The organism is Collinsella aerofaciens (assembly GCF_040910185.1).
Lineage (GTDB): Bacteria > Actinomycetota > Coriobacteriia > Coriobacteriales > Coriobacteriaceae > Collinsella > Collinsella aerofaciens_BF.
In genome coordinates, this window is sequence record NZ_JBDGBA010000006.1 from 17,619 (window position 1) to 42,646 (window position 25,028).

Here is a 25,028-nt window from a genome sequence, read left to right on the forward strand (position 1 = left end):
GCGTCGGCTGGTCCGCCGTTCGGTAGAACGGCGGAACCTACACAGCCTGCGCCAGCTTCTCGGCTCGCTCGGCGGCGGCGAGTGCCTCGATCACGGTGCCGAGCTGATCGCCCAGAAGGACGCCGTTGTAGGTGGAGTTGAAGCCGATGCGGTGATCGGTCACGCGGTCCTGGGGCTGGTTGTAAGTACGGATCTTCTCGGAACGGTTACCGTGGCCGATCTGGCTTTGGCGCTCGGCACCGAGCTCGGCCTGCTGCTTCTCGAGTTCCATCTCGTACAGACGGGCACGCAGCATCTGCATGCAGACCTCGCGGTTCTGGATCTGGGAACGTTGCTCCTGCGACTGCACCACGGTGTTGGTGGGCAGGTGGGTGATGCGCACGGCGGAGTAGGTGGTGTTAACGCACTGACCGCCAGGGCCGGAGGCGCAGTAGGTGTCGATGCGCAGGTCGGACTGGTTGATCTGGACGTCGATTTCCTCGGCCTCGGGAAGCACGGCGACGGTAGCCGTTGAAGTCTGGATGCGGCCCTGGGACTCGGTCTTAGGGACGCGCTGGACACGGTGCACGCCGGACTCGTACTTCATAACGGAGTAGACGCGGTCGCCCTCGACCTTGAACTCAATGGACTTAAAGCCGCCGGCCTCGCTGGGGCTGGAATCGAGCACGGTAGTCTTCCAGCCGCGCGACTCGCAAAAGCGCTGATACATCTTGTACAGGTCGCCGGCGAAGATGGCCGCCTCGTCGCCACCGGCGGCGGAGCGAATCTCGACGATGGTGTTCTTGTCGTCGTTGGGGTCACTCGGGATGAGCATGTACTTGATGTCTTCCTCGAGCTGGGGAAGCTTTTCCTCGTTCTCGGAGATGTCCATCTGGAGCATCTCCTTCTCGTCCGCATCGCTGGTGTCGCGGAGCATCTCCTTGGCGGCCTCGATGTCATCGAGCGCGCCGATATACTCGCGCGAGGCAGCGATGAGGTCGGACTGGTGTGCGTACTCCTTGTTGAGACGCGTGAACTCCTTGATGTCGGAGGCGACGGCCGGGTCGGAAAGCTTCTTCTCGAGCTCCTCGTAGGCCTTGATGATCTTTTCGAGCTTGTCGCGCATGGCGGGACTCCTTTATGTGCGTGAAGGCGAAAATCGGCAGAGTTGATGGGGCGCGCGGCGCCACTGCGGGGGTAAGCCCAGCTAGAACATGTCGATCTTCAGATACATGCGCATCCCTTCGCGTATGAGGTACATAGTTGCGGTCTAACTCATACATGATAGCGTGCGCAGGCATACCTGCATATAACCCGCACGGAATGCGACAAAGGGTCAGTCTCTTTCCTTGAATACAACTTCATCCGAACGCCTCCCGCATTCATCCGCACATATACGGATAAATTTGGGAATCCGATACCCTGAGGGCCGGATCGGCCGGCCCCGGGAGATCGGAGGACGCCATGTCCGGAAAGGGCGGGAAGGGCGCCGCGAGGGCGGTCCCGAGGACCCACGGCAGGCTCACCGGGTACGAGCGGGACACGGTCCAGAGGATGCTGAAGCGCAGGGTTCGCTCGGCCACTTCCTCGAGAGGTTCAAGGGCGTATCGACCCGCAGGCTCCACAGCTGCCTGATGTGGTTCAGATGGCTGCGCGAGGCCGCACGCGTCGGGGACAGGACGTCGCTCATGCGCGAGCAGCTCGACGACGGGCGCTACGAAAAGATCCGGAAGAAGATGATGGAGCCGGAGTACGAGTTCCATCTGGAGCCGGACGTGCAAACGGCGGGTTAACATAGCCTTTCACCAAAAAGGGCGAGCGGCCGCGCCCTGCGACCACCCGCCCTCAATCAAAGCCCTTCTCGGCCGCCGTAGCTACCGGTTCCGGCGCCGCAGGATAACGCCTGCGGCGATCAGCACCACCGCGCCGCCCGCGATGCCACCCAGGGCCATCGGCGACAAGCTGGTATCGCCCGTATACGGCAGACCCGGCTTCTCCTCCTTCGGCACCGGTGACTTGCTCGGCGGATTGGTGGGCGGCTCCGTCGGCGGGGTGGTCGGCGGCGTGTACGTGTTCTTGAACACCGGCGCCACGGCGCCGTCATAGGTTACCGTCGCCACCAGATGGCCCGCACCGTCGTCCGTCACCGTCACCGTTACCCGGTGCTCGGCCGCGTCGTACGTCACGTTCTTCTGACCGTCGTCCACCTCGGAGATGCTGTAGGCGTACGTTCCGGGCTTGTCGTACGAGATCGCCTCGAAGCCCACCGTGCCGTCCGCCGCGTTCTTTGCGGTCTGCAGCACCTTGCCGTCGGCATCCTTCAGCTGGAAGGAGAACTGCCCTTCCTTCAGGTCCTCGCCGCTCAGCACCTTGGAGGCCCCCAGCTTCACCTCAGTCGCGGCCGGCGCGTAACTGTTGCTGAACGCCACCGCATCCGCAGCCTTGCCGCCCTTGCTGTAGGCAACCTGCGCCTCCAGCGCGTGCGTCTCCGCATTCTCCGTCACCGTCACCGTCGCGGTAAAGACCGTCGTGTCGTAGGTGACGCCGTTCGCCGTCGCCCCTGCCCGCTCGGACACGGTGTAGACGTACGTCCCCACCTTGTCCAGCTGCAGCGGCGCGAAGCCGAACGTGCCGTCGGCGCCGTTCTGCACCGTCTGCACCACGTTACCGTCGGCGTCCTTCAGGTCGAAGAAAAACTCACCCTCGGCCAGGTCGCGGCCGGTCAGAGCCTTCGTTCCGGTAATCGTCGCCGTCGTTGCCGTCGGCGTGTAGGTGTTGGTGAAGGTCAGATCCGCAGCCGTCTTGTTCGCCGTCGCGGTCAGCTGGCCGCTGCCGTCATCGGTCACGTTCACCGTTACGTCCAGCACCGCATCGCTGTAAGTGATGGTGCCATCTTGGCCCGCAACCTCCTTCACCTGGTACGCATGCGAACCAGTTGCGGTGTACGAGATGGCCTTGAAGGTAAACGCTTTACCCACGTTCGTGGTCCGGTCGATCTCCTGCCCGGTGGCCACGTCAATCAGCGCGAATGTGAACTCGCCATCGGCGGGCGTCCGCGTGGTGGCCGGGTCGGCATTCTCAAGCACCTTGGTGCCAGAGATCTGGTAGGAGGTCTGACCCGGCTGGTAGCTGTTCGCAAACGTCATGGTATTGGGGGTGACGCCGTTCTCGGTGCCCTCGCTCGGTTTCACCGTAGAGCTCTCTACCACCAGCTTGCCGTCGTTGTTGTCCTTCACCACGTAGGTCAGGGTGTACGTCTTGCCGGTGTAGGTCACGCCCGGCACGCCCGGCGCGTCGTCCGTCGGCTGCACCTCGCGGACCGTGTAGGTAAAGGTGCCCGCATGGTCGAAGGTCAGCTTGTCGAAGGCAACCTTACCGTCGGCATCGTTCTTCTGGGTCTGGATCACCGAGCCGTCAGACCCCATCAGCTCGAAGGCGAAATCTCCCGCCTTTAGCTGATAGCTGCCGTCGTGCACGTCAACGCTCTTGGTGAGGGCGATCGCACCGGAGTCCGTCGCCCGTGCCTCGTAGGTGTTGGTGAAGGTGGGCTTCGTGGCGTCCGTACCGTCGTAGGCGACACTCGCCTGCAGCGTGCCGGCATTGTCCGCAACCGTCACCACGGCATGGTGCACCGCGGCGTCGTAGGTCACGTAGGCCAGATCGCCCTTCCGCTCAACGATGGTGTACTCGTGCGTGCCCGGCTTCGCGTAAGAGAAGGCGTCGAAGTTAACGCTTCCGTTCGCGCCGTTGATCGCGGTCCGGACGGGCTTGGCCCCGGCAAGCTGCTCAGCCGTCAGGTTGCCCTCGTACACATCGAAGGTGAACTCGCCGCCCTTGAGTACGATCGGCGTATTGTCGTCCTTCTTCACGTAGCTCTTCTGTGCACCGAGGGCCAGGCCGGTCGCGGCCGGCTGGTAGGTGTTGGTGAAGGTCTCCGAGCCGGATGTACTCGTCACGATCGCCTTCGCATTCAGTGCTCCGGTCCCGCCGTCTGTGACCGTCACCGTATAGGTGAGGGCATGGTTGTCATAGACCATGCCGGCCTCCGCGCCCTTCTGCTCCACGATGGTGTAGGCGAAGTCCTTGCTCGCGGCGCCGCCCAGGTCGGCGAGCTTGAAGTCGCGCGTGAAGCTGACCTTGCCGTTTGCATCGTTCTTCGCGGTGTCGAGCACGTTGCCGGCAGCGTCCTTCAGGTCGAAGGTGAACTCGCCGTCCGCGGGCTTCGTCGTGTGGTCGAAGCCGTCCGCAACCTTGATGGTCTTGGTCGCCGTCAGGATTACGGAACCCTTTGCGTCGTAGGTGTTGTTGAAGGTGGGAGCCGTAGCGGCACCGTCATAGGTGACGGTCACCTTCGTCTTGTTGTTGTCGCCCTGGTTCTGCTCTACCTTGACGTGGACCTTGACTTCCTTGGCGTCGTAGGCCACGCCGTCGACGGACTGGCCGGCCTTCTCCTCCTTGAGCGTGTAGTCGTACTCGCCCAGGTTCAGGCCCTTGACGGTCAGCTTGACCTTGCCATTCTTATCGTTGGTGCCGCGAGCGTCCTCATTGCCGTCCTGGTCGTACAAGCCGAAGGTGAACGCATCGGCCGTCAGGTCCTTGCCCGCGAGAACTTTCGTGGCCTCAACGGTGACGTCCGCCGTCGGCTTCGTGTTGGTGAAGGTCGGCACGGCCTTCTCACCGTCGTAGGTGACGGTCGCCTTCAGCTCGCCCTTTTCGTCGGTGACCTTGACGTGGACCTTCACGCCCTTCGCGTCGTAGACGACGGTCGAGTCGGCGCCCTTCACCTCCTTGATGGTGTAGTCGTGGTCGCCCGGCGTAGCGTAGTCGATGGCTGCAAAGGCGACCTTGCCGTCCTTCTCGTTTTGGACAGTCTGGGCCACGCTGCCGTCCTTGTCGAGCAGCTGGAACGTGAAGTCACTCCCCGCGAGCTCACCGCCCGTGAAGCGCTTCGTCGCCTTGAGCGTTACCGAGGTCTCCTTCGGGTGGTACGTGTTCGTGAAGGTCTTGTCTCCACTCGTTACCTGCGGTGTGGCCGTCAGCGTACCGGCGCCATCGTCTGTGACCGTCACCGTATAGGTGAGGGTATGGTTGTCATAGACCATGCCGGCCTCCGCGCCCGGCTTCTCCGCGATGGTGTAGGCGAAGTCCTTGCTCGCGGCGCCGCCCAGGTCGGCGAGCTCGAAGTCGCGCGTGAACTTCACCGTGCCATCGGCCTCGTTCTTCGCGGTGTCGAGCACCTTGCCGTCGGCGTCCTTCAGCTCGAACGTGTACTCGCCGCCCTTCAGCTTGGTGTCGTGCGTGAAGCCGTCCGCGACCGCGACGACCTTGGTCGCCGTCAGCTCCACGGATCCCTTTGCGGTGTAGGTGTTCGTGAAGGTGGGGGCATCGGCCTTGTCACCATCGTAGGCAACGGCGGCGTCCAGCTTGCCAGCTTTGTCCATGACCTTCACCGCGGCATGGTGCACCGCGTCGTCGAAGGTCACGTGGGACAGGTCGCCCTTCTTCTCCACGATGGTGTACTTGTACTCGCCGGCCTTGGTGTAGTTGATGGCCGGGAAGGTGACGGTGCCGTCCTCGCCGTTCTTGGCGCTCCGGATGGGTTGCTTGCCCTTCAGCTGCTCGGCCGTCAGATCGCCCTCGTACAGGTCGAAGGCGAACTCGCCGCCCTTGAGCGCAGCCGGCGTGCTGTCGGACTTCACATAGGCCTTCTTCGCCGCGAGCGTCACCGAGGTCTCGGCGGGCTGATACGTGTTCTTGAAGGTCGGGATATCGTTCTTGCCGTCGTAAGTGACGGTCGCCTTCGCCTTGTCGCCCTCCGCCTTCACCGAGACGTGAACCCTCACCTCCGTGGAATCGTAGGTGATGGTCGAATCGCTGCCAGCGACCTCCTTGAGCGTGTAGTCGTACTCGCCCAGGTTCAGGCCCTTGACGGCCAGCTTGACCTTGCCACCCTGGTCGTTGGTGCCCTTCTCAACCTCGTTGCCAGCCTGGTCGTACAGGCCGAAGGTGAACGCACCGTCCGTCAGTTTCTTGCCCGTGAGGGTCTTCGTCGCCTCGATGGCGGCATCGGCCGTCGGCTTCGTGTTGGTGAAGGTCGGCACGGCCTTCTCGCCGTCGTATGTGACGGTCGCCTTCAGCTCGCCCTTCTCGTCGGTGACCTTGACGTGGACCTTCACGTCCTTCGCGTCGTAGACGATGGTCGAGTCGTTGCCGGCAACCTCCCTGATGGCGTAGTCGTGCTCGCCCGGCGTAGCGTAGTCGATGGCTGCAAAGGCGACCTTGCCGTCCTTGTCGTTTTGGACAGCCTGGAGCTCTTTGCCGTCGCTGTCGAGCAGCTGGAACGTGAAGTCACCGCCCGCGAGCTCACCGCCCGTGAAGCGTTTCGTCGCTTCGAGCGCAACCGAGGTCTCCTTCGGGTGGTACGTGTTCGTGATCTTGGCGATTTTGTCAGCGACCTCGATCGGATTGTCCTCATGGCTCATGCCGTCGTCGGTGTAGGTCTGCTCCATCTTGACTGCCGGCTGCGACAGCGTGCCGTCGCCGTTATCGCTCACCGTCACCGTGACGCGGTAGGAAGCGCTCGAATACCCGAACCCGGGCAGCCAGTCAGCGTCGTTTTGAGACGGCGTGGCCTCGGCAATGAGATAGGTGTAGGTGCCGGGCTTGGCGTACTCAATCTTACCGAAGTCGAACTTGTCCCCGTTCTCGACGGTCTTCACAACCTGCTTCATATCACTCACGGGCGCATCCCCGGCACCGTCAGGCATCGGCGTGCCCTTGTCCGCGCGCAGGTAAATCTTGAAGCTATCGCCATCCTTCCAGTCACGGCCCCGGAGCACCTTCTGCGCCCAGAACGCATTGGTGAGCGTCACCGGCGGCTTTACGCTGTAGGTGTTCGTGAATACCAGCTTGTTGGCTTCGGCCAACGTGCCGTTGGCGTTCTGCTTCGCAATCGTGCCGGAGATGCTGGCGCCCTCGCCGCTCAGGGCGTTGCCGCCCTGCTCGCGCTTGGTCAGCGTGTAGCCGGCCGGCATCTTATCCGTACCGGTCAGCTCCTGCACCGTGTAGGCGTCGTGCTCGTCGAGACCGTACACGCGGATCGTCTGGCCGGCCGTGATGGTCTGCTCGCGGCCGTTCGTCAGGTCGAACATATCGCCGACCTGCTTCTCATCGGCCGCGCCCGCCTTCTCGAAGACTGCAGCCTTATACGTCTTCCCATCAGGCACGGTGAACTTGAAGGTGAACCCCGCATCCGGTTTGCTCGTCAGCCCCTTCGGCACCACGACACTCTTGGTCACCTCGAAGCTTGCCTCGCGCTTGTTCGCCACGCGCACGCAGGTGGCGCCCGTGAACAGGGCGTTCAGGTTCATGCCACGCAGATCGGCACGGGCACCTTTCGACTTGGTCCCCTTGGGCTGCTCGTCCTGGGTGATACCCATACGTATCCAGCCCGTCTCGGTCTCCAAGCGGTAGGGTTTGCCCTCCTCGGTGGGCCCATACTGGTAGACACGTCCGTTGGCGCCGTACTTGAGGCGCACCTCATCCTCGCCGCCCTTGGCGTCATTGTTCCAGGAAAGGTTGCCGTTGCCGTCGAGCCTCCCGTCGGACGTCTGCCGCGCACCCTTGATCCACGTGAGCGTGTTGTCGATGTCGCCCTCTGCGCCAAACTGGCCCAGACTCTTCATGAGCGCGCCCGTGCCCACGAACGTCGAAACGCCGTCATCGTCCGTACCGGCATCGGCATGGACGCCGTAATCGTCCACAATCACCTTGGTGAGCGTGTCGTTAAGCAGGAAGCCCTTGGGCGCCGAGACCTCCTTTAGGAAGTAGGTTCCATTCACGAGCGGCCTGTTATCATCGCTCGTATTCGGGAATATGCCCGCACCTTCGAGCGGGACCGGGTTGTCGACCGACCCCGTCGTCAGGGTGTCGTAGGGGATCTGCTCGCCATCGAGCACGACCTTGCCGTTCTCCGTAGTCACCTGTCCGGAGGTGTACAGGGCGAACTTCGCCCCGTCAACGGGCTTACCCTCGGTATCGGTCTTCTGCACGAACAGGCGATTCTGGATGTTCGTGACGAGCAAGCGCATGGCGAACTGTCGCTTGAAGTTCGTGCCGTCTGCGATGTCGTCGCTGTACACGTGGACGGTGTTCTCGGGCGTCGCGTCGCCGATCGAGCTCGCCATTGTGTGGTAGATGGCCACCGTGTACTCGGCATTCTTGCGGTCATTACCGCTCAGCAGGTAGTAGTACTTGGAGATGTCACCGGGCAGATACGGAATCTCTACCTGGTACTGGCCGCTCGTGTTGAGCGTGAAGGCGTGCAGGTCCTTCTTCGCCGCCTCGATAGCGCCGGCCATGCTCGGCTTCTTGGCGAGGGTGTATCCCGCTCCCGTCGATGGGTCGCCCGACACGGCGTACCAACTGTTCGGATCGTTGATATCTGTGTTTGCGCTTTTATCGCGCTTGAGCACCACAGCGAACAGTATGCCGGAGTCCAGGCTGACGGTCTTGTCGGACTTCGTCTGGCCATCGTTCGCCTTGTACACGATCGACGGCGCGGTGATGGTCTCCTTCGCGCCGGCGAACGCACCCGTCTGCCACACGGCGCTGTCCGCGTCCATACCGCCGCGGTTAATGATGACGCCGCCCGCGGCGTCCTTGTCGTCGCTCGCGGGCACGTACTCGAGCTGCATGCTGCCATGCGTCGCCGTGAGACTCGAGCGGTAACCGTTAGGCGCCTTTGTTTCCTTCAGGAGGTAGTACTGGTAACCATGCTCTTTATAAAGGTCATCGAAGTTGATAACGCCGTTGTCCACGTCATTCGTGAGCGTCAGTTGTCCATTCGCGTTCGTGGTGCCGGAGCCAAGTAGGTTTTCTGGGTTAGTGGTCGTGTCAGCGAACCACTCGTCTGTCTTGTACAGCGCGAACTGAGCACCCTCCACCAGACCGCCATCCTGGTCGAACTTGATAATGTCGGACTCGGGAACCGTCACGAGGTTGAACTTGAGCCTCATGTTGGAGTCGGTGGCGCCACGCTCCAAGTAGAAGAACTTGAGCGTGTGGTTGGTGCCGTCAGCGAAGGTGTTGCCGTTGAAGCCCGAAATATCCCGCCCCGCATCCTTGAACTTGCTTTTCAGCGTGCCATTTGCGGAATTGTTAACGCTGATGTCGCCCGTTTGGAAGTTAATGGTCAGATCAGCACTGGTGTGGATACCGCCAATGTCGCCCACGAGGACATCGTCAATGAACACCCAGACGTCGTCGTCTCCGGCGAACTCAAAGGTCATGGGCTTGTCAGCGTTCGTTTTGCCATCCTTCGGCTGCACGAAGCGCGACGACATGGAGAGGCCGAAATAATGGTTGAGGGGTCCGTTGTTCTGCGACGTAATGCCGTTCGGGACGAGTTTGCCGTCCTCTTCCTTGAATACCTCATCGGCCGCATCGAAGGGGAAGAACTGGCCTACTGAATGAGGCTCAGCCCCGTTTGCATAACGCCGGCAGCATTGTAGACATCAAATGCATTCTTATTGGCGTTGTACGCCGCGTAGTTCCGCGAGCTGTCATACTCGTAGTAGCCACCCTTGGCCTGCAACAGACCCGTCACACCCATATGGGATATCTTGCCCGTCTGGACGGAGGAATCAAACAGGTAGCCGAGGGATTCTCCCTCCCAGCGGTCGGTGAGTTTCGGGTAACCACCGGCAAGAACATTGTTCACGATGCCGGTGCGGACCCGGGAGCCACCCGTATACTGGTTAAGTTCCTCCCTGGCTCCTTGATCCTTGAACTGGAAGCGGTGGTTCTTGTTGATGCCGCCGTTGCCGGAAACCGACAGATGGTTATCGGGATTCACCCAGTAATCAAACAGGTTGATTGTTGTCCCCGAAGGCGAAATTGTCGGAACCGTGTGGTCCGAAATTGCCGCCTCGGCACGAAGCGGCAGGAAGAAACTCGCCGTCAGCGCGATGGCGAGGGCCAGAACAATCGCATATGGCGAGACCGAGCGCAGCCCGCGACGACGGCCACAAGACATGACGGACCACCGCTCGCGCGGCCGGTGTTCACCAGGAAGTTCCCTGCTTAGACACCCCCCCCCGGTAGCAATATTCACGAGTCGAGACGTCATCTCTCTGAGCTCCTGCATAATTTCCTCCCCAGTCACACGGCGACCTGCCCGGGCGCTCCCCGGGGGCCGAGGCGGTCTGGCACATGCCCGCGGTCGTTCAAGGAATACCAACCCTAGCATATGTCTCTTAAGATATCTTAGCCTTTTTCTATTACAGTTTTTGTCTCATTACCGATGAAATCGGCTCAGTCCCTTTGTCACATTCTAGAGCGTGCGGAGCAGGGCGATGAGGAAGCGGGTGCCTTGGAGGTAGGCGCGACGGGTGATGCGCTCGTTGGTGCCGTGGACGCCGCGGTCGCATTCGTCATCGTCGACCACAAAGGCGGAGAAGCGGATGCACTCGCGGCAAATGCGCTGGTAGTTGGCGGCATCGGTTGCGCCAATCACGGTCGAGGGCACGATGCTCATCGGCTCTTGACCCACCGCAGACGATCCGTTTTCCTCCGTCCCCTTGGGATCACGGAAATAGCGGGCGGCGATGGCGCGAACGGCCTCGAGCCCCGGACCGCCCACGCGCGGGGACGGCGAGGGCTCGGAGCTGCCGGGGCCCAGCTCGACCTCGACTCGGCCAGCGAGCCCAGCGGTGGCAACGGCCTCGCGGCAGCAGGCCACGACATCGGCCACGCTCGTGCCCTCGAGCATGCGGAAGTTGATATTGGCCCACATATCCTGCGGCATTACGTTGGCACCGGTACTGCCGCCTTCGATTTGCGTGGGCGCGCAGGTGGTGGTTACAAGCGGGTACAGCTTTTTGCTGGCGAGGCAGTCGCGCACGATGGCATCCTTGCTGGCAGCAATCTCGTCTGCGGTATAAAGCCCCAGCTCGACGAGCTGCGCGGCAAGCAGGTCGGTCACACGCGCCGGCCACTCGATATCGCAAATCGCGGCAATAGCGCGGCTGAGCACTTCGAGCGACGTGCCGCCGTAAGGGTTGGAAGAATGCCCGCCTTCGCTCTTCGTCCTGAGCACGATATCGGCATAGCCCTTCTCGGCAAGATCGGCATGCATAAGCCAACCCTCACCTGCGCTGTACTCGGCAGCCGCAACGATACGATAGTCGCCCTCGTCGATCAGGTACTCAAGCTCAACGCCACGCTCCTCGAGCGCGCGACCAATGGCACCCGCGCCGTACTGCGTGGTCTCCTCATCCTGGCCAAAGGCCAGCAGCAGCGTTCGTTCGTGTTGCCAGCCGTGCGCCAGCGCATACTCAACGGCCTCCAAGATGCCCGCAACCTGGTCTTTCATATCGATGGCGCCGCGACCCCAAATATAGGTGTCGTCCACGTGCCCGCTAAAGGGATCGTGCGTCCAGTCCGTCTCGGTGCCCGGCACCACGGGAACCACGTCCATGTGGCCCATGAGCATGACCGGCTTGAGGGCGGGGTCGGTGCCGGCAAGCGTCACGAGCAGCGAATGGTCGATGAGCTCGACCTCGCCCGTCGCAAACACGCGCGGCCAGCCCTGCTGCATATAGGCGCGCAGGTCGTCAAACGCCTGCCAGTCCACCGTCTGGGCATCCATGCTCGAAATCGTCGGAAACGACAGCACACGGCCCAGGCGCTCGCACGCGCCGACCTCATCGATATCGGCAAAATCATCCTCGTGCGCAAAGAAGCGCCAAACCTCGGCCATGACATCCTTTCGATTGTGATGACGAGGGCCGCCCCACCGGAGCGGCCCTGCCACGTACGCGTTTGCGGTCGGTTATTTGTCCTCGAGATAACGCGAGAGGAACTCGCGGGTACGCTGGTGTTTGGGGTTGCCAAAGAGCTCGGCCGGCGCGGCATCCTCGAGCACCACGCCCTTGTCCATGAAGACCACGCGGTCGGACACCGTGCGGGCAAAGGCCATCTCGTGCGTGACGACGACCATGGTCATGCCGTCGGCAGCGAGCTTGCGCATGACCTCGAGCACCTCGCCCACGATCTCGGGGTCGAGTGCGGAGGTCGGCTCGTCGAACAGCATGATCTGCGGGTTCATGCATAGAGCACGAGCGATGGCCACGCGCTGCTTTTGACCACCGGACAGGCGACCCACGGCGGCGTGCGCGAATTTTTCGAGTCCCACACTCGTCAGATGCTCCATCGCAATTTTTTCAGCCTCGGCCTTGCTCATCTTTTTGAGCGTGACGGGCGCGAGCGTGCAGTTGTCGAGCACATCCATGTTGTTGAACAGGTTAAAGCCCTGGAACACCATGCCGATGTCCTCACGCAGCTTGTTGATGTTGCAGCGCTCGGCCGTGAGGTCCTGGCCGTGGAACCAGATGCGGCCCGCGTCCGGGGTCTCGAGCAGGTTGAGGCAGCGCAGGAAGGTCGACTTGCCCGAGCCCGAGGCACCGATAATGGTGACGACCTCGCCGGGGTTAACGGACAGGTCGATGCCCTTGAGCACCTCAAGCGAGCCGAAGCTCTTACGCAGGCCCTCGACGCGGATGAGCGGCTCATTGGTCTGTGCGGCGGCCGCAACGCCGGTAATGGCGGTATCTGCCATGATGATTCTCCTCGTCTTGAGCCTAATTGGAGCTGGGCAGCGTGACCGGAGCCTCGGCGCCGAGCTTTTTGCCAAAGGCCTCGAGCAGGCGGCTCGCCACAAGCGTCAGGATCAGGTAGACCACGAGCGCCACGCAGTAGACCTCCATCTGGCGGTAGTACACGCCGGCGACGGTGGTGGTGGCGTACATGAGGTCAAACACGCCGATGACCGAGAGCACCGACGAATCCTTGATGTTGATGATGAGCTCGTTGGTGAGCGCCGGAATCGCGTTTTTAATGCCCTGGGGGAACACGACTTTGCGCATAGCCTGCCACTGCGACAGGCCCAGCGAACGTGCTGCCTCGGCCTGGCCGGGATCGATGGACTCGATGCCGCCGCGCAGGACCTCCATCATGTAGGCGGTGGAGTTGAGCGAGATGGTGACGAGGCCGGCGGTGAAGGTGCTCCAAATCTGGTTGGCCTGAGCGGTCTCGAAGCCCATGCCGCGCAAAACGGTGAAGCCCGCGTAATAGATGAGCAGACCCTGGACCATCATGGGCGTGCCGCGCACGATGGTGGAGTAGACGGTCGCAAAGCCGCGGCCGATACTCTTAAAGAAGCGCACCAGGTCGTTGTCCACGCGATCGAAGGTCTGAATGCGCAGGAACACGAAGAGCAGCGCCAGGAAGAATGCGATGACGGTGCCGAAGGTGGCAAGCGCGATGGTGATCTCGATACCGCGAATGAAGAAGTCGCCGCTCTTGTAGGTCATGTAGACCAGGCTCGACAAAAAGTCGCTGGGGTTGGAATCCGAGACAATGCTCACCTGCACCAGGTCGATAAACGACATGACGCAGCGGTCGATAAAGAAGATCGCCGCAACGGCAACGACGACATAGCTGCCCAGGCGCGCGCCGTGACGGAAGCGCTCGGATGCGAACGGCGACGTTTCGCGATAGTCGCTCCAGTGCATAAGCTTAGTGACCAACGCCGCCGCCGACACGACGAGCCAGGCCCAAAGAATCGCCCAAAGGCAATCCTGGAAGATACCGGTGGGGGCCAAGAAACTCATCGGCGTGGGGTTGCGCTGGCTAAACGCCAGGCCGAGCGCCGCGATGACGCTCGTGCCCAGGTATACACAACGGTGGTCGGCCTTGATAAAGGAGGCCAGACGATTGATGGTTTTCATGCTGCCTCCCTATGCCGGCTGACGGTCGAGGCACGCTTCCCACATTTGGTCGCGTTCCTCTTGGCTAATGCCCTTGAGTGTCTTGTCGATGAGCTTAAGCAGCTTGTCCGAGCCCTTGCGGCAGCCGACGTTTGCCGCGACCTCCTGCTTAAAGCCCTCGCCCTCGGCAAAATGAATAGGGACAATGCCCGGATTTTGGGCCATATAGCCTTTCTCGTTCTCGGTGTTGTAGGTCACGGCGTCGCACGTGCCCTGCAGCAGGTTCGAAAACACCGTGGGAACCGAATCGACCGGGTTCTTGTGGACAACGCCCGGGATCTCGTCGATGACGGTGTCGAGCATGGTGTCCTTTTGGCCGAGTACCGTGGCACCGCTGAAGTCGCTGAGCTTGGTGGCGTTCTGGTAAGGCGAGCCCTCTTTTACGAACAGGCCAAAGTAGCCGATAAAGTACGGGTCGGAAAAGCCGACGGACTCCTCGCGCTCGGGCGTAGCGCTCATACCGGCGATGATGAGGTCGATCTGGCCGTTGTTGAGCGAATCGATAAGGCCCGAAAAGCTCTGCTTGACGGCGACGGGCTCGCCACCGAGGGCCTTGCAGACGATCTTGGCGATCTGCACGTCGTAGCCATCGGCGTAGGCTCCCTGCACGTTGTCGATGGGAATGGTGAACTCGCTGGCTTCGGAGACCTGCCAGTTGTACGGGGCGTAGGCCGCCTCCATGCCAATGCGGATCTTATCCTTGCCGATCACGGAATCGGACAGGTCGTCGCGACCGCCACCCGTCGTGGGCTGGACCACTTTGAGCGTGGACGGGCGCTGGCAGCCGGCAAGTGCGCCGGCGACGACAGAAGCGCTCGCAGCGAGGGCGCTACCCAAAAAGATGCGACGGCTGCATACCGGCTGGGTCTGCATGCCGCGCTGTTGCCGAGGTTGCATCTGGTGCCTTCCCTATTTTGCGTTACTGACAATAAGACAGGATATACGCCCGCAACCAGCAGCGCGGCATGTGCGCGAAAAATTAATAGACACACAGTAGTCGTTTAAAAACGTCCCCAATGACTACCTACCAAAAAGCCTCCCTGCCGGATGTGGCAGGGAGGCTTAGCGGACGGGAATGTGACAAAGGGACTGTCCCTTTGTCACATCTAGAGCAGCGTTACGCTAAAGCTACGTTTATCGGTAGCGCCGGGAGCCAAGGTGATGGTATTGACCTTGTGCTCAAAGACGTCGTCCTCGGTGTCCGTGGTGGTATGACCGGTCCAGGGCTCGAGCGCCACAAACGGGGCGTCGTTGGCGGCAGACCACACGCCGATGTACTTAAAGCCCTCAAAGTCGATCTTGACGCCGTGGCCCGACTTGCGGCCGCGCAGCGTGAGCGTGGAGCCCGGGGTATCGGTGAACATGATGGCGTCGTTATCGAAGCTGCGGTGCGTGATGGGCAGCACGTCCGAGTTATCGGGAGCCTTGTAGCTACCCTCGAACGTCATGAGGCCATCGGGCGTGATGATGGGGGCCTCGTTGGTCCAAGCCTCGGTAAATGCCAGCTCGTAATCCTCGAACGCCTCGTCCTCGGCACCGGGAGCAGGTACGTTAAATGCGGGGTGGCCGCCCACCGAGAACGGCAGGTCCACGTCGCCGGTATTGGTGACGGCAAAGGTCTGGGTAAGTGTGGCGTCACCAGTCAGGGCATAGGTCATGTTGAGCTTAAAGTGGAAGGGGAAAGCCTTGAGCGACTCAGGCGTGTCGGTGATCTCGTAAGTTACCGAGGAGCCGTCCTCCGAAACCTCGACCAGCTTGTGCTCGACGATGCGCGCGAGTCCGTGGCGCGGCATCTCGCAGGTGCCGGCCGCAGACGTCGCCGCGTTGTTGCGCAGCGAGCCCACGATGGGGAACAGGATGGGTGCATGCTTGCCCCAAAAGGCGGGGTCGCCCTGCCACAGATACTCGTTGCCGTCGAGGGCAAGGCTCGTGAGCTGGGCTCCCATGGAATCGATGGCCGCGGTGAGGCCGCCGCGCTTGATGGTAGTGACGGTGGACATGCTACTTCCTCCAAAAGTAAACAATAGTGTCGAGGGCTATTGTCCCACTCTTGGCGGCGGGGTTGAGCGACAGGCGCAGTTATTGAGCAATAGCGTAAAGGTCAAACCCGCCCTGCGGAGTGCTATCGACCGTATCGGGCGCCTGCGAGTTAAAGCTCACGGGAACCATGCGCTTTGAGGCGCGGAAGCGCGTGCCGTCGGTGGCGACGGGCGGTTCATCGACGGTGAGCTCGTAGTCGCCGGGCTTGAGCTCGATGCCGTCACCAGCGGAATTGACGTATTGATACTCGTCAATCGTCTGCCCTTTGAGCGTGCGCCCCACGATATGGATGAGCATTTGGCTGTCGCCGCGCGCGGTGTCCCACGTCGCGCCGTCCTTGACCTCGACCGACACATGTACCGAGCGCGTGCGGCTGAGCGATTGCTCGACAGACATCTCGACCTTGGCGGCGTCTTTTCGCTGTTGTTCGACATGGCTCCAGACGTTTCCAATTACCGAGCATGCGATAACGCCGGCCATAAAGGCGATAAGGATGGGGCCAAGCGGCGAGCGACGTCCTGCATCTTCCTCGCGAGACAGATTGGGGCGACGTGTGGGTGCGGGCGCCTGAGCGCCCTGCGAGGGCACGTCGAGAATACTGAAGGATGCCGTGCTGTCGGGGTCGATAGTGTGACGCGGCTGCGGGGTCTTTGCCGGCGAGATCGACATGTCGGCTGGCTCGCCGAGCGTGGCCGTAGCGTCGGCCTTGGCCTCGTCTGCCTCGGCCTGGGCCCAGGCTTGTTCGAAGGTCAGAGGCTCGACGGGGTCGAGGGCGGCGTCCGAGTCGGCGGCGACGTCGTTGCCGGTCTCGTCCTCGTCGCTCGACACGTCACGCGGCGTGGGTTCGTCCCACTCCTCGTCCGGAGCCTCACCCTCGCTATACCACCATTCAAAGTTATCGATATCCATACGGGGCGCCCCTTAGGCCTCGCAAATAAACACTTGCTAGCCTTATACCCTCAGATGACGCGGAAGCTCACCCGCGCCAAACACGAAAACCGTCACAACATTCGACGCTTTTCTTCGATTTCGAGATTTTCATCGAATGTTGTGACGGTTTGGGCGACTGGCCGGCAGCGCAATGTGACAAAGAGACTGTCCCTTTGTCACATTCTGTTAGAGTTGCAGGGATTGAATCCCGCTTATTCATGCGACATTGGAGTGACAACCTTGACCGCCGCAACCACGCCTAAAAGTAAGCCAACCGCCGCCGCGCTCTCCCCCGCGCGCACCAAGCTCTGCCTGGCGCTGCTCGTGCTGTTGGGATTCTCGCTCGGCTGCTCCGAGTTCGTGGTCATCGGCATCGAAAGCGACTTGGCAACGGAACTCGGCATATCACTTGCCACTGCGGGCCAGCTCATCAGCGTGTTTGCGCTCGTCTACGCTATCGCGACGCCGGTGCTCGCGCTCAGCACGGGGCGATTCCGCCGCTACCAGCTGCTCGTGTGCTATAGCGTCGTCTTTGTGCTCGGCAACCTGGTCATGGCGTTGGCCCCCAACTTCCAGGTGCTGTTTATCTCACGCATTGTCCTGGGCTCTGTCTCGGGTGCGCTGCTCGCCGTGGGCGTGACGTACATCCCTGAGCTGCTATCCCCGCAGCAAACCTCACTTGCCATCTCGGTCGTGTACGGCGCGTTTTCCGTGGCGATGGTCTTTGTGACCTCGATTGGCAAGTTTGTGGCCGACACACTCGATTGGCACGTGGCCATGTACGGCACGCTGACCTTTGCCGTTTTGATCTGTAGCGCGCTCGTGGCGTTTATGCCGCGCGCCGGGCAGACCGATGAGCCCGCCACCTTCCGCGAGCAGGCGGGGCTACTACGCGAGCCGAGTATCATCACCGGCATGCTTATCTTTTTGTTTGGCGTGGGCTCGGTCTATGTGTTCTACGGCTACGTGACGCCTTATCTTGAGCAGGTGCTGGGCATGGGCACGGTCGAAGCCAGTACCACGCTTATGGCCTACGGCGTGTTCTGCCTGATCTCGAACATCCTGGGCGGATGGATCGATGCGCGCTTTGGCATGAAGGCGCTGCTTGTGACGTTTGTGCTGCAGGCGGTGGCATTGTTTGGGCTGTTTGCCGTAGGCGCTGCCATGCCGCTCACACTTGTCTTTGTCTTTAGCCTGGCGATGCTCATGTACCTGTTCTCGGTGTCGTGCATCACGCACTTTATGGACGTGGCTCGCAGCCGCCATCCCAAATCGATGGTGCTCGCGAGCTCGGTAGAACCCATGGCGTTTAATGTCGGCATTTCGTTTGGCACCGCAGTGGGCGGCGCCGTGGTAAGCAGCATTGGTATTGCGTACGTGGGCGCAGTGGGCGCCGCGTTCTCGCTTGTGGCCTGGGCGCTCACGCTGGTGACGATTAAGTTGGCTCGCTGGGAGCGCAAGCGGGCGAGGGTGCAGGCGTAGATGCGATACTCGAGCTCGATGATGGCGATCGAAAGGAAACCACATATGCAACGTGTACTGTTTATCTGTTATGGAAATATCTGCCGCTCGACGATGGCTGAGTCCGTGTTTACCGAGCTCGTGCGCCGCGCTGGGCGCGAGGCGGAGTTTGCCATTGATTCCGCCGCGACATCGACCGAGGAGATCGGCAATCCGCCGCATCGTGGCACCGTTGCCAAGCTGCGTGAAGTCGGGATTCCCGTCGTTGCGCACCGCGCCCGCCAGGTGCATCGCGCAGAGTATGGTGACTGGGACCACATTGTCTATATGGATGCCGAGAACGCGCGAGGTCTGCGTCGCATTTTTGGCAGCGACCCCGATGGCAAGATCTCGCGTCTGCTCGATTGGACCGATCGCCCCGGCGACGTGGCCGATCCCTGGTACACCGGCAACTTCGATGCCACCTACCGCGATGTGCTCGCCGGCTGCATGGCCATGCTCGAGCAGTTATAGGCAAGCGAGCACGCGGACGCACGTGCCACGCCATCGGCATAAAACGAGCGTTGATAATCTCCCACTTTGAGCGTTCAAGCGCGCTCTAAACGGGAGATTATCCACGCTCGTTATCTTTGAGGGAGAAAAACCTCGCTCGATTACTCGTCGACGATCTCAGCAAGCCAGACGTTCAGCGTATCGACCTCGGGACAGCAGAACTTTGCCGTGCCGGGCTCGTTACCGGGCACGGTTCCGCCGTAGCGCAGGATGTCGATATAGGGAAAGCCCACGTGACATGCCATGGAACACATCTTGCCGCGGTCGCGGTCGAAGTCGAAGACGTCACCCGGCTTGTGCCCGTGATGGCAGCGGCATGTGCCCAGCTGGTCCACGCAGCTAATGCGAATACGTGGGCGCCTGCCGCGCGGGGCACCGAGCGGCTTGTTCTCGCCCGCCGCCTCGGTGCTGCTCTCGTCGGCGTTACTCATGGTCAACCACATCCAGGCAGGCCTCGATGGGAAGGCCGGCCGACTTGTCCTCTTGGACGGCATTGCGCTCGATAAGCTCCGCCACCACGCGCATGGCATCGCCCGTCGCGCGCTGCAGGCTCCAACCGGCCATAACGCGGCCGACGAGCACCGCCGAAAACGTGTCGCCCGTGCCCGGGAAATACACCGGAATGAGCTCAAAGGGAATCGTGAAGTACTCCCCCGCTACATGGTCGTAACCGATAACCGCGTTCGTGCCATTGACCACGGCGCTCGTAATGACCACCGACTTGGCACCCAGCTCGCGCACGGCGTCCACAAGGGCGCGGGCCTCATCGGGCGTAATTTGCTCGGCGATAGGCCTATCGGCAAGCAGGCACGCCTCAGTATAGTTGGGCACCGCGTAGTCTGCGCACTCCAGCAGGTGCTGCATAAGGCCAATCGTGGACTCGGGCACACCCGCATAGAGCCTGCCGTTGTCGCCCATGATGGGGTCAACGAACACCTTGGTGCCCTTTTGCGCGCGACGGTGGCAAAAGTCCGAGATGACGCGCGTCTCTTCCTCGGTCACGATAAAGCCGGTCGAGATGGCGTCGAACTCAAAGCCGAGCTCCTCCCAGATGGCGAGGCTCTGGCGCACGTACTCGGTGGTGTCGTGGATGTAGAACTTGGGATAGTTGAGCGTATCGGAAACGAGGGCCGTCGGCAGGTTGTGGATGCGATAGCCCATGTGCGACAGCACCGGCAGCATGGCGGAAAGCGCAACCTTGCCGTAACCGCACATATCGTTGATCAGCAGCAGCTGAGTGTTCTTCATGAGAGTCTCCCTTGGTTCGGGCACGGCGCGGCGGCGCCACAATGCGACTAAGTGTAGCGCAGGGAGCGCTGCGGACGGAAGTTTGCACCAAAGCCTTGACAAGGAGTGTCCCTAGGTGCCGACAGAAAAGGAACGTCCCCAAGTGCCAACAAGGGCAACGCCGCAGGTTGAGGACGGACAGCGAAAGCGTTCCTAAGCGAGCAAGGTGGCGTGAAAGAGGAGGGCATAGGCCTTGTGGCCATGCCCGACGATTGAACGCCAGATTGCCGCCTAGGAACGTTTGCAGCGTCGAGCGGTTACGGCGTTTGGCAAAACGCCGTAACTTAATAAGTTTGGTACCTTGACATTGATTTCTCACGCTCCTAAATTGGTTAGGCACAAAACAATTCCACTACCTAACTAAAGAAAGGAGCGAAGCTTAGATATGTGTGTTGAACCACTCGCCTATCCGCATGAACCCGGCGGCGACCCGTCACAGCCGGCTGATGTACCCGAAGCGGTTAGCTCGGAAGACAAGCTTGCCAAGCGCATCCTCAATAACCTGGGCTTTTGCGGCCATTACATGCACTTTCATGGTGGTGGCGTATCCGGCAAGGCGCCCATTATCTGCCTGCTGGCCAAACAGCCCGGCGGCGAGATGTCGCAGCAGGAACTCGGCATGCACTTTGACCTCAAGCCAGGGTCGCTTTCCGAGATCCTGTCCAAACTCGAGCTCAACGGCCTCATCGAGCGCAGCCGTAACCCCAAGGATCGACGGCAACTCACCATTCGCCTGACCGAAACCGGCCGGGAAAATGCCCGCATCGACCAAGCGGCCCGCATTCGCTTTAGAGAGCAGGCCTTTAGCGCCCTCACACACGACGAGCGCGAGCAGCTCGCCGAAATGCTCGAGAAGATCCGTGTAACTTGGGAGGAACTGGATGATTAAAACCCTCATGGGAAGCATCCGCGACTATATGAAGGTCGCCGTTGCCACGCCGCTGCTCGTGCTTGGCGAGGTGCTCTGCGAGATGCTGATTCCATTTATCACCGCCAACCTGATCGACGCCATCAAAGACGGCGCTACCGTAGCCGAGATGCTTCCCACCGCAGGCTTTTTGGTGCTCATCGCGCTGACGTCGCTTGCTTTTGGCGCCGCTGCCGGCGTCACCTGCAGCCATGCGAGCTGCGGGTTCGCCAAGAACCTGCGTCACGACCTGTTCTACAAGATCCAGACGTTCAGCTTTGCCAACATCGATGAGTTCTCGAGCTCCTCGCTCGTCACGCGCCTGACCACCGATATCAACAACGTGCAGCAGGCCTTTATGATGATCATCCGTATCGCCGTGCGCGCGCCGCTGGTATTGATCTTCGCCTTTACCATGGCATTTATCATGGGCGGCAGCGTCGCCATGGTCTACCTGGTCATCATTCCACTGCTGGGCTTTGGGCTGTTCTTTATCATCTTTAAGGTGCGCCCCATCTTCTCGCGCGTGTTCCACAAGTACGACGCCCTTAACGAGTCCGTCGAGGAAAACGTCACCGGCATGCGCGTAGTTAAGAGCTATGTGCGCGAAGACTTTGAGAAGGAGAAGTTCGCGACCGCTGCGCGCGACGTCCAAATGGACTTCACCCGCGCCGAGAAGCTGCTTGCCTTTAACAACCCCATGATGAACATCTGCGTCAACGGCGCGTTTGTCGTCATCATCTACCTGGGCTCCAAGCTCATCATCACGAGCCAGGGCACGCTGTTCGACGTGGGCCAGCTCTCCTCGATCTTTACCTATGGCTTCCAAATCCTCATGAGTCTGATGCAGCTGTCGATGATCTTTGTCATGGTGACCATGGCCGACGAATCGGCGCACCGCATCACCGAGGTGCTGGCCGCCGAGCCCACGATCGCCGATCCCGCCGAGCCCGTGCTCGAGGTCGCCGATGGCTCCATCGACTTTGACCACGTGAGCTTTAAATATTCCGCGCATGCGAAGCGCCAGGCGCTCGACGATATCGACCTGCACATTAAGAGCGGCGAGACCATCGGCATCATCGGCGGCACCGGCTCGGCCAAGTCCACGCTTGTAAACCTCATCGCCCGCCTGTACGACGCCACCGAAGGCACCGTGCGCGTGGGCGGCGTGGATGTGCGCGACTACGACTTGGACGCCCTGCGCCACCAAGTGGCCATGGTATTGCAGAAAAACGTGCTGTTTAGCGGCACGATTGCCGAGAACCTGCGTTGGGGCGACCCGAACGCCACCGACGAAGAGGTCCGCGAGGCGGCACATCTGGCCTGCGCCGATGAGTTTGTCGACGGCTTCCCCAAGGGCTATGACACCTGGATCGAGCAGGGCGGCTCCAATGTCTCGGGCGGTCAGAAGCAGCGCCTGTGCATTGCGCGTGCCCTGCTGCGTCGCCCCAAGATCTTGATCCTGGACGACTCCACCAGCGCCGTCGACACCAAGACCGACGCCAAGATTCGCGCAGGGCTGGCAAGCTATCTGCCCAACACGACCAAGCTCATCATCGCCCAGCGCATTAGCTCCGTGCAGGATGCAGACCGCATCATCGTCATGGAGGGCGGCCGCATCGCGCAGATCGGCAACCACGATGAGCTGCTCAAGACGAGCGAGATCTACCGCGAGACCTTTACCTCGCAGAACAAGATGTCTGCCGAGGGCGAAGAGGCCGTCGAAGCCGACACCGAGGCATCCGCAACACAAGCTCAGACCCAGGAAGGAGGCGAGGCACATGAGTAAGGCAACGACCGCCGAGCGTGCGCTCAACCGCAAGGGTGGCACCATGTCGCGCCTCATCAAGACGCTCTTTGGCTTCTACCCCGTGCTTTTGCCCCTCGTCGTCGTCGGCGTGGTGCTCTGCGCCATCATCAACTCCATCGGCGCGACCTTCCTTCAGAGCGCCCTGCAGATTATTAGCGAATCGTGGCAGTCGGGCGATTGGGAAGCTGCACAGCCCAAGATCGCACAGCTCGTGACCACCCTCGCCTGCATCTACGGCGTCGGCATCCTGTCCTCGCTGTTCTGGAACCGCGCCATGGCCATCGTCACGCAGGGCTCGCTTGAGAAGCTGCGCGAGAAGATGTTCAACCGCATGCAGGACCTGCCGATTCGCTACTTCGACACGCACCAGCGCGGCGACATCATGAGCCACTACACCAACGACATCGACACGCTGCGCCAGATGATCAGCCAGTCGCTGCCCAACCTGCTCATGACGACCATCGTCATCGTCACGGTGTTCTTTATCATGCTGTACTACAGCGTTTGGATGTGCCTGGTCATTGTGGCAGGCGTCGCCTTTATGACCTTTATGACCAAGCTGCTCGGCTCCAACTCCGCGCGCTTCTTTATTGCGCAGCAGGCCGAGCTCGGCGTGGTCGAGGGCCACATCGAGGAAGTCATGAACGGCCAGAAGGTCGTCAAGGCATTCTGCCATGAGTCTGCCGCCGAAGCCGATTTTGACGAGCGCAACGAAAAGCTCTTCGAGGTCTCGCAGAAGGCCAACATGTACGCCAACATCCTCATGCCCATCCTTATGAACCTGGGAAACCTGCTCTACGTGCTGGTCGCACTGGCAGGCGGCATTTTCCTGGCGCTGGGCGTGCCCAACCTGAGCATCTCGGGCATGGCACTGTCCATCGCCGTCGTGGTGCCGTTCCTCAACATGACCAAGCAGTTCTGCGGACAGATCGGCCAGATCTCGCAGCAGATCAACGCCGTGGTCATGGGCCTCGCCGGCGCCGACCGTATCTTTGAGCTCATCGACGAGGAGCCCGAAGCCGACGAAGGCTATGTGACGCTCGTCAACGCTCAGGTGAACCCCGACACCTGGCAGCTCGAGGAGGCCGACCACCACACCGGCATGTGGGCGTGGAAACATCCGCACCGCGCAACCGGCGAGATCGAGTACGTGCCGCTGCGCGGCGACCTGGTCATGGACAACGTCGACTTTGGCTACACGCCCGACCACGAGGTGTTGCACGGCGTGTCCGTGTTTGCCAAGCCGGGCCAGAAGGTCGCGTTTGTCGGCGCCACCGGTGCCGGTAAGACGACCATCACCAACCTCATCAACCGCTTCTACGACATCGCCGACGGCAAGATCCGCTACGACGGCATCAACGTCAACAAGATCCGCAAGGCCGACCTGCGCCGCTCGCTGGGCGTCGTGCTACAGGACGTGAACCTGTTCACCGGCACTGTGATGGATAACATCCGCTACGGCAACCTGGACGCTACCGACGAGGAGTGCATCGCGGCGGCCAAGCTCGCGGGCGCGGACGACTTTATCACCCGCCTGCCCGACGGCTACGACACCATGCTCACCGGCAACGGCGCGCAGCTGTCGCAGGGCCAGCGCCAGCTGATCTCGATCGCACGCGCCGCCGTCGCCGATCCGCCGGCAATGATTCTGGACGAGGCCACGTCGAGCATCGACACCCGCACCGAGGCCATCGTGCAGGCGGGCATGGATAAGCTCATGGAAGGCCGCACGACGTTTGTCATCGCGCACCGCCTGTCCACCGTGCGCAACTCCGACGCGATCATCTGTCTGGACCACGGCCGCATTATCGAGCGCGGCAACCACGATGAGCTGATCGCCAAGCGCGGGTATTACTACCAGCTCTACACCGGAGCGTTTGAGCTGGAGTAGTTCGGCCCGCCGAGATGGCCGATTTGCCGCTCATTCGTCGGGCATGACCCTAAGGTCAATGCCCTCCTCTTTCGGGGCAAATCGACTCATCTCAACGACCCAAACACAATGCGCCGCAACGCATAAGCCCCCGCAGTTCATATGAGCTGTGGGGGCTTTTTTCATGCCAGCCGGAAACCGTATCCCACTTTTCGGGCTCAGAATGGGATGCCGTTTCCCGCTGGGCCCCCTCCGGGAAACGGCATCCCATTTCAAGGGCATAAACCGGGATGTGGTTTCCCCTAACGGCACCTTTGGGAAGCCGCATCCCACTCTGTACGCACAAAACGGGATGAGCTTTCC

16 protein-coding genes are annotated in these 25,028 nt (G+C 61.2%); 5 read left to right on the top strand and 11 right to left on the bottom strand.

What is annotated here, in order from left to right:
- Positions 1-37 precede the first annotated feature (37 nt).
- From prfA to AB5Z54_RS03740, 9 genes are all read right to left on the bottom strand, one after another.
- Positions 38-1,105 carry a peptide chain release factor 1 gene (gene prfA, locus AB5Z54_RS03700; protein ID WP_138113479.1) on the bottom strand — a complete coding sequence of 356 codons (1,068 nt, stop codon included), beginning with the start codon at positions 1,103-1,105 and terminating at the stop codon, positions 38-40.
- A 748-nt stretch (positions 1,106-1,853) separates the two neighbouring features.
- Positions 1,854-9,323 carry a Spy0128 family protein gene (locus AB5Z54_RS03705; RefSeq protein WP_368160275.1) on the bottom strand — a complete coding sequence of 2,490 codons (7,470 nt, stop codon included), beginning with the start codon at positions 9,321-9,323 and terminating at the stop codon, positions 1,854-1,856.
- A gap of 119 nt (positions 9,324-9,442) precedes the next feature.
- Positions 9,443-10,126 carry a hypothetical protein gene (locus tag AB5Z54_RS03710; RefSeq protein ID WP_368160278.1) on the bottom strand — a complete coding sequence of 228 codons (684 nt, stop codon included), beginning with the start codon at positions 10,124-10,126 and terminating at the stop codon, positions 9,443-9,445.
- A gap of 186 nt (positions 10,127-10,312) precedes the next feature.
- Complete coding sequence (locus AB5Z54_RS03715; protein ID WP_368160280.1) at positions 10,313-11,740, bottom strand: M20/M25/M40 family metallo-hydrolase; 1,428 nt, start codon at positions 11,738-11,740, stop codon at positions 10,313-10,315.
- Between the two features lie 72 nt (positions 11,741-11,812).
- Entirely contained in the window at positions 11,813-12,598 is a 786-nt protein-coding gene (locus AB5Z54_RS03720) for an amino acid ABC transporter ATP-binding protein (RefSeq protein ID WP_368160283.1), read from the bottom strand.
- Positions 12,599-12,620: 22 nt separating this feature from the next.
- A complete protein-coding gene (locus tag AB5Z54_RS03725; protein WP_368160285.1) occupies positions 12,621-13,769 on the bottom strand; it encodes an amino acid ABC transporter permease in 1,149 nt (382 codons plus the stop codon).
- Positions 13,770-13,778: 9 nt separating this feature from the next.
- A complete protein-coding gene (locus AB5Z54_RS03730; protein WP_368160287.1) occupies positions 13,779-14,705 on the bottom strand; it encodes a transporter substrate-binding domain-containing protein in 927 nt (308 codons plus the stop codon).
- A 209-nt stretch (positions 14,706-14,914) separates the two neighbouring features.
- On the bottom strand, positions 14,915-15,808 hold the full coding sequence (locus AB5Z54_RS03735; RefSeq protein ID WP_368160290.1) for an aldose 1-epimerase family protein: 894 nt from the start codon (positions 15,806-15,808) through the stop codon (positions 14,915-14,917).
- Between the two features lie 79 nt (positions 15,809-15,887).
- Entirely contained in the window at positions 15,888-16,757 is an 870-nt protein-coding gene (locus AB5Z54_RS03740; protein WP_368160292.1) for a hypothetical protein, read from the bottom strand.
- A gap of 252 nt (positions 16,758-17,009) precedes the next feature.
- Between AB5Z54_RS03740 and AB5Z54_RS03745 the strand changes: the two genes are divergently transcribed.
- Both AB5Z54_RS03745 and AB5Z54_RS03750 read left to right on the top strand, forming a co-directional pair.
- Complete coding sequence (locus AB5Z54_RS03745) at positions 17,010-18,260, top strand: MFS transporter (RefSeq protein ID WP_368160295.1); 1,251 nt, start codon at positions 17,010-17,012, stop codon at positions 18,258-18,260.
- 45 nt (positions 18,261-18,305) lie between these two features.
- Complete coding sequence (locus AB5Z54_RS03750; protein ID WP_271759400.1) at positions 18,306-18,752, top strand: low molecular weight protein-tyrosine-phosphatase; 447 nt, start codon at positions 18,306-18,308, stop codon at positions 18,750-18,752.
- Positions 18,753-18,892: 140 nt separating this feature from the next.
- Here the strand turns inward: AB5Z54_RS03750 and AB5Z54_RS03755 are convergent, their stop codons facing one another.
- Entirely contained in the window at positions 18,893-19,222 is a 330-nt protein-coding gene (locus tag AB5Z54_RS03755; protein ID WP_212746010.1) for a TIGR04076 family protein, read from the bottom strand.
- Positions 19,215-20,039 (bottom strand): PfkB family carbohydrate kinase, encoded by an 825-nt coding sequence (locus AB5Z54_RS03760; protein WP_368160298.1) that lies wholly within the window; start codon positions 20,037-20,039, stop codon positions 19,215-19,217. Before AB5Z54_RS03760 ends, AB5Z54_RS03755 begins: the two co-directional genes overlap by 8 nt.
- A 424-nt stretch (positions 20,040-20,463) precedes the next feature.
- Here AB5Z54_RS03760 and AB5Z54_RS03765 point away from each other — a divergent pair, with 424 nt between their 5' ends.
- The 3 genes from AB5Z54_RS03765 to AB5Z54_RS03775 are packed head-to-tail and all read left to right on the top strand — an operon-like array spanning position 20,464 to position 24,686.
- Positions 20,464-20,967, top strand: coding sequence for a MarR family winged helix-turn-helix transcriptional regulator (locus AB5Z54_RS03765; RefSeq protein WP_138340506.1), 504 nt, complete (start codon positions 20,464-20,466; stop codon positions 20,965-20,967).
- Positions 20,960-22,774 carry an ABC transporter ATP-binding protein gene (locus tag AB5Z54_RS03770; protein ID WP_138340505.1) on the top strand — a complete coding sequence of 605 codons (1,815 nt, stop codon included), beginning with the start codon at positions 20,960-20,962 and terminating at the stop codon, positions 22,772-22,774. Before AB5Z54_RS03765 ends, AB5Z54_RS03770 begins: the two co-directional genes overlap by 8 nt.
- Positions 22,767-24,686, top strand: coding sequence for an ABC transporter ATP-binding protein (locus AB5Z54_RS03775; RefSeq protein WP_138340504.1), 1,920 nt, complete (start codon positions 22,767-22,769; stop codon positions 24,684-24,686). The genes AB5Z54_RS03770 and AB5Z54_RS03775 overlap by 8 nt, the downstream gene beginning before the upstream one ends.
- The last annotated feature ends 342 nt before the right edge of the window (positions 24,687-25,028 follow it).

Bases quoted from the DNA above. Each gene is read 5' to 3' on its own strand.
- AB5Z54_RS03750 (WP_271759400.1), top strand. From the start codon at position 18,306: ATGCAACGTGTACTGTTTATCTGTTATGGAAATATCTGCCGCTCGACG.
- AB5Z54_RS03775 (WP_138340504.1), top strand. From the start codon at position 22,767: ATGAGTAAGGCAACGACCGCCGAGCGTGCGCTCAACCGCAAGGGTGGC.
- AB5Z54_RS03715 (WP_368160280.1), bottom strand. From the start codon at position 11,740: ATGGCCGAGGTTTGGCGCTTCTTTGCGCACGAGGATGATTTTGCCGAT.
- AB5Z54_RS03730 (WP_368160287.1), bottom strand. From the start codon at position 14,705: ATGCAACCTCGGCAACAGCGCGGCATGCAGACCCAGCCGGTATGCAGC.
- AB5Z54_RS03740 (WP_368160292.1), bottom strand. From the start codon at position 16,757: ATGGATATCGATAACTTTGAATGGTGGTATAGCGAGGGTGAGGCTCCG.
- AB5Z54_RS03765 (WP_138340506.1), top strand. From the start codon at position 20,464: ATGTGTGTTGAACCACTCGCCTATCCGCATGAACCCGGCGGCGACCCG.
- AB5Z54_RS03705 (WP_368160275.1), bottom strand. From the start codon at position 9,323: ATGTCGTCGCGCTTCGTGCAGCCGAAGGATGGCAAAACGAACGCTGAC.
- AB5Z54_RS03720 (WP_368160283.1), bottom strand. From the start codon at position 12,598: ATGGCAGATACCGCCATTACCGGCGTTGCGGCCGCCGCACAGACCAAT.
- AB5Z54_RS03755 (WP_212746010.1), bottom strand. From the start codon at position 19,222: ATGAGTAACGCCGACGAGAGCAGCACCGAGGCGGCGGGCGAGAACAAG.
- AB5Z54_RS03735 (WP_368160290.1), bottom strand. From the start codon at position 15,808: ATGTCCACCGTCACTACCATCAAGCGCGGCGGCCTCACCGCGGCCATC.
- AB5Z54_RS03770 (WP_138340505.1), top strand. From the start codon at position 20,960: ATGATTAAAACCCTCATGGGAAGCATCCGCGACTATATGAAGGTCGCC.
- AB5Z54_RS03710 (WP_368160278.1), bottom strand. From the start codon at position 10,126: ATGCAGGAGCTCAGAGAGATGACGTCTCGACTCGTGAATATTGCTACC.
- AB5Z54_RS03760 (WP_368160298.1), bottom strand. From the start codon at position 20,039: ATGAAGAACACTCAGCTGCTGCTGATCAACGATATGTGCGGTTACGGC.
- prfA (WP_138113479.1), bottom strand. From the start codon at position 1,105: ATGCGCGACAAGCTCGAAAAGATCATCAAGGCCTACGAGGAGCTCGAG.
- AB5Z54_RS03725 (WP_368160285.1), bottom strand. From the start codon at position 13,769: ATGAAAACCATCAATCGTCTGGCCTCCTTTATCAAGGCCGACCACCGT.